The sequence below is a fragment of the Saccharibacillus kuerlensis DSM 22868 genome, assembly GCF_000378145.1.
Classification (GTDB): domain Bacteria; phylum Bacillota; class Bacilli; order Paenibacillales; family Paenibacillaceae; genus Saccharibacillus; species Saccharibacillus kuerlensis.
Genome location: NZ_KB899277.1, coordinates 294,914 through 307,595, shown reverse-complemented (window position 1 = coordinate 307,595; position 12,682 = coordinate 294,914). Strand labels below are relative to the sequence as shown.

At 49.6% G+C, this 12,682-nt stretch carries 12 protein-coding genes; 7 read left to right on the top strand and 5 right to left on the bottom strand.

Annotation, left to right across the window (positions count from 1 at the left end):
- The first annotated feature begins 13 nt into the window (after positions 1–13).
- Positions 14–406, top strand: coding sequence for a DUF1499 domain-containing protein (locus F456_RS0101460; RefSeq protein ID WP_018975225.1), 393 nt, complete (start codon positions 14–16; stop codon positions 404–406).
- A gap of 98 nt (positions 407–504) precedes the next feature.
- On the opposite strand, the gene tpx is transcribed toward F456_RS0101460, so the two are convergent.
- The gene (tpx, locus tag F456_RS0101455; RefSeq protein ID WP_018975224.1) at positions 505–1,023 is read right to left on the bottom strand and encodes a thiol peroxidase; all 519 of its coding nucleotides are present in this window, start codon (positions 1,021–1,023) and stop codon (positions 505–507) included.
- Positions 1,024–1,221: 198 nt separating this feature from the next.
- On the opposite strand from tpx, the gene F456_RS0101450 reads away from it, so the two are divergent.
- Positions 1,222–1,869 (top strand): rhomboid family intramembrane serine protease, encoded by a 648-nt coding sequence (locus F456_RS0101450; RefSeq protein ID WP_018975223.1) that lies wholly within the window; start codon positions 1,222–1,224, stop codon positions 1,867–1,869.
- Positions 1,870–1,954: 85 nt separating this feature from the next.
- Here F456_RS0101450 and F456_RS21555 read toward each other — a convergent pair whose 3' ends face one another.
- From F456_RS21555 to F456_RS0101435, 3 genes are all read right to left on the bottom strand, one after another.
- Positions 1,955–3,673 (bottom strand): histidine kinase N-terminal 7TM domain-containing diguanylate cyclase, encoded by a 1,719-nt coding sequence (locus F456_RS21555; protein WP_157059965.1) that lies wholly within the window; start codon positions 3,671–3,673, stop codon positions 1,955–1,957.
- Between the two features lie 253 nt (positions 3,674–3,926).
- A complete protein-coding gene (locus F456_RS0101440) occupies positions 3,927–4,607 on the bottom strand; it encodes a zinc metallopeptidase (protein ID WP_018975221.1) in 681 nt (226 codons plus the stop codon).
- A gap of 30 nt (positions 4,608–4,637) precedes the next feature.
- On the bottom strand, positions 4,638–5,078 hold the full coding sequence (locus F456_RS0101435; protein ID WP_018975220.1) for a MerR family transcriptional regulator: 441 nt from the start codon (positions 5,076–5,078) through the stop codon (positions 4,638–4,640).
- A 312-nt stretch (positions 5,079–5,390) separates the two neighbouring features.
- Here F456_RS0101435 and F456_RS21550 point away from each other — a divergent pair, with 312 nt between their 5' ends.
- The 3 genes from F456_RS21550 (at position 5,391) to F456_RS0101420 (ending at position 8,758) form a co-directional block, all read left to right on the top strand.
- Positions 5,391–6,818 (top strand): ammonium transporter, encoded by a 1,428-nt coding sequence (locus F456_RS21550; protein WP_051086665.1) that lies wholly within the window; start codon positions 5,391–5,393, stop codon positions 6,816–6,818.
- A 117-nt stretch (positions 6,819–6,935) separates the two neighbouring features.
- Positions 6,936–8,024, top strand: a complete 1,089-nt coding sequence (locus F456_RS0101425) for a DUF294 nucleotidyltransferase-like domain-containing protein (protein ID WP_018975218.1) — start codon at positions 6,936–6,938, stop codon at positions 8,022–8,024.
- Entirely contained in the window at positions 8,021–8,758 is a 738-nt protein-coding gene (locus tag F456_RS0101420) for an exonuclease domain-containing protein (RefSeq protein ID WP_018975217.1), read from the top strand. Before F456_RS0101425 ends, F456_RS0101420 begins: the two co-directional genes overlap by 4 nt.
- Positions 8,759–9,220: 462 nt before the next feature.
- Here the strand turns inward: F456_RS0101420 and cimA are convergent, their stop codons facing one another.
- Complete coding sequence (gene cimA / locus F456_RS0101410; RefSeq protein ID WP_018975215.1) at positions 9,221–10,837, bottom strand: citramalate synthase; 1,617 nt, start codon at positions 10,835–10,837, stop codon at positions 9,221–9,223.
- A gap of 149 nt (positions 10,838–10,986) precedes the next feature.
- On the opposite strand from cimA, the gene F456_RS0101405 reads away from it, so the two are divergent.
- Together F456_RS0101405 and F456_RS0101400 are read left to right on the top strand one after the other, a co-directional pair.
- Positions 10,987–12,288 carry a DNA polymerase IV gene (locus tag F456_RS0101405; protein WP_018975214.1) on the top strand — a complete coding sequence of 434 codons (1,302 nt, stop codon included), beginning with the start codon at positions 10,987–10,989 and terminating at the stop codon, positions 12,286–12,288.
- 131 nt (positions 12,289–12,419) lie between these two features.
- Positions 12,420–12,662: a ferredoxin gene (locus tag F456_RS0101400; RefSeq protein ID WP_018975213.1), complete on the top strand. Its 243-nt coding sequence runs from the start codon at positions 12,420–12,422 to the stop codon at positions 12,660–12,662.
- Positions 12,663–12,682 lie beyond the last annotated feature (20 nt).

Genomic DNA, 12,682 nt, shown 5'->3' with positions numbered 1-12,682 from the left:
AGGAGGAAAGATCTTGTCGTTTAAACGTACATTGGTCGGGATCATTCGCAGTCAGGAAGGCACAAGTGACCGCGCGACCGACCCAAACATGAAAACGAGATACTACAGCCTTTCCAGAGAAAGAGCTTGGGAAGAAGTCAGCACGACGTTGAAGAAAATTCCCGGGTACAAGGTGCTGCACGAAGTGGCTGGCGTAGGCGAGATCACATTAGAGAAACGGACAAAGTTTGGACGAACGATGGATATTACCGTTTCTGTTTTGGCTGTTAGTCCAGTCAAAAGCGCAGTCGATATTTATTCGGCTTCTCGAGGATCGCTGGGCGATCTAGGCGCGAATTATCGGAATATTATAAGCTTGTTCGCTATTCTCGACAAAAAGCTGGCCGCTCACAAAACGACAAACTAGACGTTTTGTAAAATCTTATGTAAGCGCACCCGCCCTGCGGATTTCCCGCCGGGGGTGCGCTTTTTTTCATAATATACGATGGGAAAATGAAGTACAGCCTACAGCAAAGCTTTGACTGCGGCGATCGCCTGCTCGTAATTCGGATGCTCGCTCATTTCCTGCAGATATTCCACGTAAGATATGCGGTCGTTTTTGTCGAGCACGAAAATGGCGCGCATATCAAGCTGAAGCTCGTCAATCAGGACACCATATGCTTCGCCAAAGGAGCGGCTTTTGTAATCGGACAATGTGACCACTTGATCAACACCCGCTGCTCCGCACCAACGGGCTTGAGCGAAAGGAAGGTCGACGCTGACGGTCAGGATAACAACGCGCTCGCCCAAATCGGCGGCTTCTGTATTGAAACGACGTGTCTGCGCATCGCAGGTGCCTGTATCCAGGGATGGAACGACGCTGATCAGTTTGATCTTCCCGGAAAAATCGGATAGGGAAGCTTCGTCCAATAGAGTACGATTGAGTTTGAAATCCGGTGCTTGATCGCCTACTTTGAGCTCGGGGCCTACCAGGGTGATCGGATTGCCTTTGAACGTAGCGATACCGGTTCTTTGTTGTGTCATTGCGAATGACCTCCTCATATTTTCTTGCGGGAAATCAGAGAGTTTGGATTTTCCCGCGCTGTTTCATTATAATGTTTCTTATGGGGGTTCTTCAAATGAATGTATCGTTCAAAGGATTAAAAGTAAGAGAACGATACAAGTTGATCCCTGCCGTAGAATTGCCAGCAAACAAAGAGAACAATGGAAAAGGGGAAAATCATGATTTTTGTAAGGTACGAAAAATGGAATCAGTACCTGAAGTTCTATCCGATTACGGCGTTGATTGTGCTGATCAACGTAATTATGTTTATCGTTCTGGCGATAAATGGCGCTTATAGTCAAGGTGCTTCAGGAGCCATATTGCTGGAGTACGGAGCGCTTTCCAATGTAACGGGAGTACCCGGAATCGAAAATGTAGATTCGCCTTGGCGCTATCTGACTTCAGTTTTCCTGCATGGAAATTTTGGGCATCTATTATTCAACTGCTTCGCTCTTCTTGTATTCCTTCCGCCGCTTGAGCGTCTGCTGGGACATATTCGTTATGCCGTGTTGTATCTGGTAAGCGGAATTATCGCAAATGTCATCAGTTTGGGTGCGTATAATCGTATGAGTGAGTTTTTCATCTCCGTAGGGGCTTCGGGAGCAATCTATGGCGGTTATGGAGCTTTTCTGTACATGGCGCTGTTTCAACGCAACAAGATGGATAAGGGATCCAGACAGACTGTTTATGTCCTGCTTGTTATGGGCTTGATTTTGAGTTTTGCAACTCCGGATGTGAATATATGGGCACATTTTGGTGGAGCAGTTGCCGGCTTTTTCCTATACGGATTAATGATGCGGCTTCCACTGGGCAGAAAGATTGGTTAATGAGTAAGAGAATTGAGCAGGTAAGAGAACTGATTGGAAAAAAGCCGATCCCTTTAGGGATCGGCTTTTTTTGTAACACAATATGTCAGTTATTGTGAGCTGATTGCTTAAAAGGCCAATCAGGAAGTGGGGTCATATCGGCCAATTCAACACGATTACGGCCGTTCTTTTTGGCACGATACAGCGGTTTGTCGACTTCGGAGAAGAGGAAATTCAGATATTCTTTCATATTTTCACCGATCTGTACGTGATGGAGATCTTGAATAGACAGAACTCCCACACTGACAGTCACACTTATCGGCTCGACAAGCTGTTCCAAATGGACCATATTGCTTTCAACGGCATAGCGGACCTGTTCGGCAATTTTTTTCGCGGTTTTGTTATTCGTATATGGCAGATACAGCATAAATTCTTCGCCTCCGTAACGGGCCAAGATGTCTGTGCTGCGTATACACTGCTTGACGGCTTGTGCTGTACGGTACAGCACTTCGTCTCCTGCAACATGGCCGTAACGATCGTTGATCGTTTTAAAAAAGTCGATGTCAAACAGAATTAACGAAAAAGGGAGACGCTGTTCTGCAGTGGCATTAAGCTCCTGAGACAACCTCTGGGTTAAGTAATAACGGTTGTAACAATGAGTTAGACTGTCTGTCAATGCCAGCTCTTCGAGTCGGCGGTTCGCAAGAGAAAGGTCAAGACGGGTGCGATCAAGTGATCGATTTTGCTCATGAAGAAGTTCGTTCTGTCGGTTCAGTTCCTGTACCAGACTCCGTTCTTGTGTAACGTCCCGGAAAATAAAAATGTGTCCAAGAGGAATGCGCTTGGCATCGAAAATAGGTGAGGTTTGCAAAATAAAGTGCAGGTTTCTTTGCTCGGAAAAGAGCTCAATCTCGGATAAATCGGTTTCTCGAAGCTTGTATTGTGCGATGAAATGTTGAAGATTGTCTCCGGTCCGAACAGAAGACAGTAAAGTCTCGATATCGAAAGTATCGCCTACTTCAATGTCAACAAATAGATGAAGAGCCCGGTTGGTTTCGATTACCGATTCCTCTTCGTCCAATACGAGAATACCGTGTGGAATTGTATTGATAATATCTTCATGCGCAATGGTTACCAGATCGAATACTTTGTATCTTGTAATAACAAATACGAAGAATAAATCTGTGATGAACATACCGAGTGAAGTTAAGCCGGGAATGATAGGCAAGAAATCTTGTAGGACAACGTTGAGAATAACGTCGGTTCCTGCAAAAGCCACGAGGACGCAGATACCCCAGAGGACGATCCGGATTTGCTTTTTGAGACTCCTGGAAGATGCGGGCGATCGGAGCGTACGGAGCAGAACGACGAGGGAACTCAGGAAATATCCTGTTAGTACGATTAGGGTAATCCAAAATAGTGGTCCGTAAGTACGGTTGATATAGTTATCTGCTGCCGGACTGGCAAATGAGTGAAGCGGATTAATCATAACGCAGATTGAAACGAGTAAGGCGGGAGTGAATAACAATCCGACAGATTTGCGGTTCAGCCGCTTTGTGTTTCCTGCCAGAAACAGCGTGAATAACAGCCATCCGCTTGCCAGCATCAGGGAAGAAGCGAAGGATAGTGAAACGAAGAAAAATTGAACCTCGAGATCCTGTACCACATGAGTGGCGAACTGGCACAATGGCCAGAGCATGATGAAGAAGTGGAAGATGAAATAAACCTTATGCAAATTGGTGATCCGTACAGTAAAAAAAATGTAGATAAACAGGACGGACAACAGGGTGAGTAAACATAGATCGTACCACATGGATAGGCTCACAAACTTTCTCCTTTATGTATGAAAACTTCGATCAGCTTCAGCTTTTTGAAGTAAGTAGGAAGTAGATGTATAGTACCATAAAAGTAGGCGAGTTAGCCAATATTTCTTGTGCACACGACAATTTTTAGGGCTGAAGACTCAGGGGTACGGACAAGTGTCTGAATGCACTAAAAAACCGGCACGGGCTAAGCCCATGCCGGTTTTGAGAAACATATGCCTGCGAATTGGATCGAACCTCACACCGATTTTCGATTTAGTCACGGCTGTTGAAGATTCCGATCAGACGAATCAATTCAAGCAGTGAGACAAGGGCAGCGGCTACATAAGTAAGTGCAGCTGCGTTCAGCACTTTGCCGACTCCGCGCTCTTCTTCATTCGTTACATAACCTTCGGACACCATGATGTCGCGAGCCCGGTTGCTGGCATTGAACTCAACTGGCAGTGTGATCAACTGGAACAGTACGGTAACGGCGAAGAATAGGATACCTACACCGATCAGGCCTGTTGCGCTGAAGAGGAAGCCGCCGAGAATGAGAAACGGAGCGACACCGGATGCAAAATTAACGACCGGGAAAATTCTGTGACGCAGCGACAGCATCGGATAAGCTTCCTTGTGCTGGATGGCGTGCCCGATTTCGTGGCAGGCGACCGAGACGGAGGAGATGCTGTTACCATAATAAACGTCTTCCGAAAGAGCCACCGTACGATTAATCGGGTTGTAATGGTCAGACAGCATACCCGGTACCGAAATGATTTGAACGTCATGCAGTCCGTGCGTATCAAGCATATGACGAGCGGCTTGGTAACCCGTAATACCGCTGTTTACCTGAACTTCGCGCCATTTGTTGTAAGTGCCTTTAACACGAAACTGTGCCCAGATCGTCAAAATAAAAGCTGGAATGATCAGGATATACATTAATACGTTAAAACTCATATTCGTTTCCCTCCATTTGTAGTGAAAACCTTACATCATAGGATTCTGTCCGAGCAGCAGCTTTATGGCTTCCATGCAGGCAATGCCTTGAGGGACGAGCTGCGAGAACGTTTTTTTCGCCTGTGCCGGATCAAGATCCTGCAGCAGAGGCTGAAGCTCCTTTAACTCTTTCTCAACTTGAGCCAGATGAGTTTCCAGCGCTGTGAGCTTTTCTGAAACGCGTTCGTCTCCAGTTGCTTCGCTCCATTTGTCGAGCCGCTCCCGGATTTCTTCCAAGGTAAACTTTTCGTTCTTCAATTCATGAATACGTTTCAGACGGAGCAAAGTTTCAGGTCCGTATAACCGGTAATTGGTCATCGAACGATCCTGCGGCCGAATTAGCCCCAGTTTGGTGTAATAGTCGATGGTTCGCTCACTGGTACCTGCAGCTTTGGCCAGTTCACCGATCCGGAACAACTTCGTATCCCCCATCGCTGTCTCACCCTTTCTATAAGAAATAACAAAAGTAAGCTGGTGTAAAAAGTTGGTATTGACAAATTCAATTATATCCAATTTAAAGCATACAGTCAAACGTCACGGTTTATCTTCAGGTTATCTTTAGAGATGTTTTTACGGGTCAAGTATTATTCTCTGATGCAGAGCCGAATAGGTGAATAAAAAAGGTGTAAAATAAATTTGTTTTTTTACAAAAATGCACTTGTCAGCTTTCTTGCCACAGTTTATAATGACACCAAGAGTTTCACATAGTGTTAGATAAAATTACATGAAGAGGGTGTGGGGAATTTGAAAAAGAAGTGGTGTGCAGCAGTTGGAGCCTTAACAGCAGTGTCGGCATTTCCGGTAAGTACATATGCGGCGGAGGCTGCAAGTACAGAGACATTAACTAATGGCATCAATATGGCTTTCGTATTTATTGCGGCTGTACTTGTTATTTTGATGCAGGCTGGGTTTGCACTGCTGGAGGCCGGGTCTGTTCGAATGAAGAATGCTGGTCACGTAGCAGGCAAGACCATTCTGTCGTTCGGTGTAGCCAGCATTGCTTTCTGGGCACTTGGCTTTGGCTTTGGTTTCGGTAACGGCAACGGCTTCTTCGGTTACGAAGGATTTTTCTTCGGAGGAGACGAAGCAGCCGCTTCCTTCAATTCCGTCAACGGCTTCGGCCTTCCGGTTTCGCTGATGTTCCTGTTCCACCTTGCCTTTGCAGGCGTGTCCCTTGCGATTGCCGGCGGAGGACTAGCGGAACGCGCAAAACTGAGTGTATACATCGTATTCGGTGCGCTGTTCACAATCGTCATTTATCCGGTTATTGCACACTGGGTATGGGGCGGCGGCTGGCTCGGTGAGTTGGGGATGCAGGATTTCGCAGGTTCGACGGTCGTTCACTTAACCGGGGCAACAGCGGCTCTGGTCGCCACAATTATGCTCAAACCTCGTCTGGGTAAATACAATAAAGACGGAAAACCAAACAGTATTCTTGGACATAACCAGGTTCTATCGGTACTCGGCGTTATTATCTTGTGGGTAGGTTGGTTCGGCTTCAACCCGGGCAGCGCCTTGACGGTTGAGGACGGATTCTTCGCTTACGTTGCCCTGACAACGAACATTGCAGCTGCGGCTGGCGGTGTAGCGGCGCTTCTGATCTCTTGGATGGTCTTCGGCAAAGCTGATATTCCAAGCATGCTGAACGGCGTGCTGGCAGCGCTTGTTGCCATTACAGGTTCGTGTGCATTCGTTGCTCCGTGGGCAGCAGTCGTTATCGGTCTGGTGGCCGGCGTATTGACTTTCTTCACAGCGCAATGGTTTGAAAGAGCTGGTGTGGATGATCCGGTCTTCGCATTTTCCGTACACGGCGTTGCAGGTATCTGGGGTGCGCTCTGCACAGGATTCTTCGCACTGCCTTCCCTGTCTGTGGACGCAGGTCTTGGCCAAGCAGGATTGTTCTACGGTGGCGGGCTGCACCAGTTGGGCGTTCAGGCGCTGGGTGTAATCGGTACACTGGCATTCGTTGCGGTCGTAACGTTCATCATTTTCTACGTCATGAAAGTTACGATGGGCATCCGTGTAACTGAGGAAGAAGAAATGATGGGTCTGGATATCAGTGAGCACGGCAGCTACGGCTATCCGGAGCAAATGAAAATGGCGGGCGACACGACGTTTCATGGTCCAACCAATCCCGAATCGGGCGGAAAACGTACTTCAGTCAACGCATAATCGATTCGCTATTCAAAATGTTTGTCAGTCCGAATAATCTGGAAACAGAAAATGGTCGGGCCGCAGGTACGATGTTCCGTGGCCATGCAGGCCGTGAAGGGAAAAAGGGGGGATCGGGTGAAACCGACAAATTCGTATACGGACCAATTACTCGCATTCCGCGAAAATTTATCGCAGATCCGTTCCCCCGAAGCGCTCCGAGAAAAGCGGATCGTCATGCAGCGAGAATTGCTGAAAGCGGCTGTCGGACGGAAAGCTGCCGACTTGAACGAAGCGATTAATAGTATGCATGACTTATTGATGAAAAGTGCGGTCGAATTGTGCGAGCGTGAGATGGGGGAGGCGGGCTTCGGTCCGCCTCCCGTCTCTTACGCTTTCGTCGTATTCGGCAGTGCCGGACGGCGTGAGCAGACACTCTGGAGCGATCAGGATAACGGACTGATTTTGTCGGATGAGAAACATGAAGACAAAGAAGTCTATTTTGCTGAATTTGGCCGTCGATTGACCGATATTCTGCAGACGGCCGGGTATGAGAAGTGCGAAGGGAAAGTCATGTGTTCGGAACCGAGATGGCGTCAGACTTCTTCTGACTGGGCATTGCAGCTTAAATCGTGGCAGAGTGATCTCAGTTGGGAACCGGTAAGATATTTGATTATTGCTTCGGATCTGCGTCTGATCGCAGGGAACGAAGATCTTGCACAAGAATGGAAACGAAACTTCTACGGGGGACTGCGCGGCAATGCAGAACTGCATGCCGCTATTCTTCGCAATACGGTCCGCCATAAGAAGACGCTGAATGTGCTTGGGCAGGTAGTGACCGAACGTTTTGGGGACCACGCCGGAGACTTTGATGTAAAGTACGGAATGTATATTCCTCTGGTTAACGCAGTCCGTTTTATGGCGCTTCAGCATGATGTGGAAGAGTCGTCGACGCTGCGCAGACTGCAGCGGCTGATCCAATTCGAGGCAGGTTCGCTGCCGCTGCTGGAACCGACCTATGAAGCCTTTCTGACGGCGCTTCGGCTGCGAAACATGACGGCGGTATCCGATCGAGGAGGCCTGCTGCAAAGTGCCGGTTATCTGCCGAATGAAGAGCTAAAGAAAAAGGAGCAGTTCTATGAACTGCGCGAGAGCCTGATTCTGGTGCGCAAACTGCATCGTGTGCTTCAGCGTCAGCTCAGATTCGCGGAAAGGAGACGAGCATGAAAGAGCCAGCTGGGTCGAGAAGCGGATTCTGGAATATGCTGCGCAGCGGAGGAGTGCCTTCCGCAGTAGCTTCGGTATTCGGCGGACCAAGCGCCCATCAGATGGCATTCATCCGCTCGCTCAGCCGCGAGCAGCGTAGACCGGAAGCGCTCATTACTCCGTTGAATGAGCTGGAAACCGTGGTATTCGATCTGGAAACAACAGGTTTTAACTGTCAGAAAGGCGATGAAATTTTGTCGTTCGGAGCGGTTAAAATGAAGGGAGAACAGGTACTGGAAGACGAAACGTTCTATACGCTTGTCAATCCGCGCATCGATATTCCTTCGCATATCACGGACTTGACGGGCATCACACCGGCCATGGTAGCGGATGCGCCGCCGCTGATCGAAGCGCTGCATGACTTTATGGCTTTTATCGGCCATTCGGTGCTGGTTGCTCACGCCAGTGCGCATGACAAAGCTTTTCTTAATACGGCGCTCTGGAGAACATCAAAAGTACGTCTTACGCATCGTGTGATCGATACGATGATGATTGCCAAGCTGCTTCATCCCTCTAGGCAGGGTTATGGATTGGACGAACTGCTGCAGGAAGAAGGCATTCAAATTGTAGGACGTCACCATGCGTTGGAAGACTCGCTGATGACCGCAAAGCTATGGGCCGGTTACATGAATCGGGTTCGGGAGAATGAGATTTCTACGCTGGGAGACTTGTATGCTCATCTTGGCAGCACATAACCGGAATTGAAACGAAGACAGACAAAAAGCCGGGAATCGAATCATGCTGCGGAGCTTTAAGCTCCGTTACATAATCGATTCCCGGCAGGCTGCATCGCTGAAGAGCAGCAGTGCGGCGGGTTTGGCGCTACGGTGCGTACCGCTGTTCTATGCCGGTACGCATGCCGCCCGCTGCAACTATTCGGTTTCCGAGTGAAATGTTTTACGATTGGGAACCGATTGTAAGACCTTGTTCGATCTCGCAGACTCTGAATGGAGCGAATGCCGAGCGAAGAACCGAATTCCAGGCAGGGACCGGTACTTTTTGAAAAAGCGGCATGTCGTTCCCCCAAAGTCTGCAACCCATGTTTACCCCTCTCAAACTGGGCTTTCCGCTGTAGCGGGAAGCCGCTTTTTTTGTTTGAGAACTTTTTACTAAGATTTTTGAGAAGATATTTTGTTTACGGGCTGTTTATTTACCGGTTAATGATTGAGCAGACCTTGACGCGGTTCCATGAGAGCGACGGCTTTAACTGGTTCCTGGCCGAGCAGAGCATAACGCATACTGTCGACAAGCGCTTCCCAACTCGCTTCGATTACGTTGCCGGATACACCGACCGTGCTCCAAGCACTTTTGGCATCACGAGATTCAATCAGCACACGGACCTTGGAGGCGGTCGCTTCTTTGTCATCCAATACGCGCACTTTGTAATCGCTCAGATGCATATCGGTAAGCTGTGGATAATGCTGCAGAAGCGCTTTGCGCAGCGCATTGTCGAGCGCATTGACCGGACCGTTGCCTTCACCGGCCGTATAGAGGCTTTCGCCGCCAATTCGCAGTTTGACAAAAGCTTCGGAGATAACCGGTTTTCCGGCAGACTTCTCCACCAGCATTTTGAACGATTCAAAAGTAAATAATTCCTGTACTTCACCGCTTGCTTCGCGAAGAAGGAGTTCAAGCGAAGCGTCGGCCCCTTCGAATTGATAGCCGCGGTGTTCCAGATCCTTGATTCGCCCAATCGTTTCGGATGCCTGCGGGCTTTTTGGATCCAGTTCGATGCCGAGTTCCTGCGCTTTGGACACCAGATTGCTCTGACCAGCCAATTCGGAGACGAGCACCCGCTGTTTATTGCCGACAAGTTCCGGAGCGATATGCTCATAGGTGCGGGAATCGCGCAGAATGGCTGAGACATGAATGCCTCCCTTGTGAGCGAAGGCTGCGCTGCCGACATAGGACTGACCGGCCGGCATATGCACATTGGCGATTTCGCTTACATAACGAGCCGTCTGGGCGAGCAGTGCCAGCTTTTCTTCCGGCAGACAGTGAAGGCCCATCTTAAGCTGGAGATTTGGAAGAACCGAACACAGATTGGCATTACCGCAGCGTTCGCCGTATCCGTTGATTGTGCCCTGCACCTGCAGAGCGCCCGCCGATACCGCACTGAGCGAATTGGCCACCGCCAGCTCGCAGTCATTGTGCGTATGAATACCGAAGCGTGCCGCCGGCATTTCTTCAACCAGCGCAGATACCGTATCTCCGATTTCGTTAGGCATTGTCCCTCCGTTGGTGTCGCACAGAACGAGCCAATCCGCGCCCGATTCCGAAGCGGTAAGCAGCACCAATTTGGCGTATTCGGGATTGTGCTTGTAACCGTCGAAAAAGTGCTCCGCATCAAAGATGACTTCCAACCCGCGTTGCTTCAGAAAGCGAATCGAATCTCCGATCATCGCCAGATTCTCTTCAAGAGTCGTTTGTAGAGCCGTATACACGTGGAAGTCCCACGACTTGCCGACAAGTGTTGCCGCCTGCGCACCGGAGTCCGCGATTCGCTGCAGATTCTCATCGTCTTCGGCGGAAGCGCCTTTGCGCCGAGTGCTGCCGAAGGCCGTAATCTTGGCTTTGAGATCCAGCTCCTGAACTCGACGGAAAAATTCGACGTCTTTGCCGTTGCTGCCCGGATTGCCCCCTTCGATATAATGTACGCCGAGCTCGTCCAGCTTGACGGCAATCTTCAGCTTGTCGTCGGCCGACAGGCTGATGCCTTCCCCCTGTGTTCCGTCTCTTAATGTCGTATCGAAAATGGTAATGGACCGTGTCATGGAACTGCTCCCTTCCGTCCGTATTAATTGTCGATTATAGCATGAACGCTTTAAACCGGTATAGTGGGCAGAGAGACATTTTTACGGTAAAATAGGGAAACAAATGTTTGGCGAGCGGAAATGCGAGAATAAGAAAGGAGGCGCGGGCGATGAGCGAAGATACATCCAGTTACTACCCGGCTAAGGGGCGGGTCATTTTGCATGTCGATATGAACGCTTTCTACTGCTCGGTGCATGAAGCGGAGAACCCTGAATTATACCGTGGGAAAATGACGGCTGTAGCCGGGGACAGCGAGAAGCGCCGCGGAATTGTAGTGACCAGTTCCTATCCCGCAAGGCGTAAAGGCGTGCGTACCGGTATGACAGTCAATCAGGCGCTTCGATTATGTCCTTCGCTCATTTTGATCAAGCCGGACTTCCAAATTTACCGCGCTTATTCAAGAGCTTTCCGCGAAATTCTCTATGGCTATACGCCGCAGATCGAAGCAACATCCATCGACGAGTGTTATATGGATATTACCGGCTCCAAGCAGTTCGGTACGCCGCTGGAAATTGCGGAGGAGATCCAGAGGCGCATCCAGAGCGAACTGTCGCTGCCCTGTTCGATCGGCGTGGCGCCGAACAAGCTGCTGGCAAAGATGGCATCCGATATGAAAAAACCGAACGGGATTTCCGTGCTGCGTATCCGGGATCTCCCGCTGACGTTATGGGGCAGGCCGTGCGGCGAATTGTTCGGAGTGGGAGCCAAAACGGCGGAGAAGTTGAACCGACTGGGCATTCGTACAATTGGCGAGCTGGCACAGACCGACGAAAAAAGACTGCAGGCCGCATTTGGTGTATTCGGTGCCTGGATGAAACGCGCGGCTAACGGACAGGACCGTTCGGAGGTGCAGGCGGTACCCGAACCGAGCAAATCGGTCGGTCATACGACGACGCTGCCTTACGACGTGACCGAATCAGGGGATGCACTGCGCGTGCTGCTCAATCTTAGCGATCAAGTGGCACGCCGCATGCGCAGGCAGCACCTCATCGCAGGCGCGGTACAGATTACGATTCGAACCCCCGAGATGAAGACCATTACAAGATCGAAAACGCTGGATACTCCGACAGAAGCGGCAGACGATATCTACCGCGAAGCGAAGGCGCTCTATTTGCGGCATTGGAGCGAAGGCAGACCGGTTCGACTGCTCGGCGTTGCTGCCCAAAGTCTGACAGACAAAAGTATGGCGGCAATCCAGCTCGACTTGTTCGATTACGAACAGCAGCCGAAAAAGGAAAAGCTTACCGAAATTATGGACAAGCTGCGCGACAAATTTGGAGAAGATGCGCTGATGACGGCAGGAATGCTGGAAGATGATGGGACAAAACGGTTGAAAGCGGGACGTACGCCAGGGGTTTCTTTTCATGGCGAACGAAACGATAAGAAAGAAAATGGGCAAGAAAACGGATGAAAATGAAACGCAGCAAACATTGAAATCAAAAAAGGTTTATATTATAGTTAGAGGGATGAAGACTCCGGCGTAAGAGACTTCTTGATAAAAAATCGGTACAACCGATAGAGAGTATATAGGAGGGAATACACATGGCTAAATATACATGGGTTGACAAAGATACCTGCATTGCATGCGGCGCGTGCGGCGCGACCGCTCCCGACATTTATGATTACGATGATGAAGGCTTGGCCGAAGTTATTTTTGACGGCGACAGCAACCATGGCGTCAAAGCCATTCCGGAAGATATGCATGAAGATATGATCGATGCATGCGACGGATGTCCGACCGACTCGATCATGATCGCGGACGAACCGTTTAACAAAGAAGGCTGATTCGACTCGCAAGCGCCGAA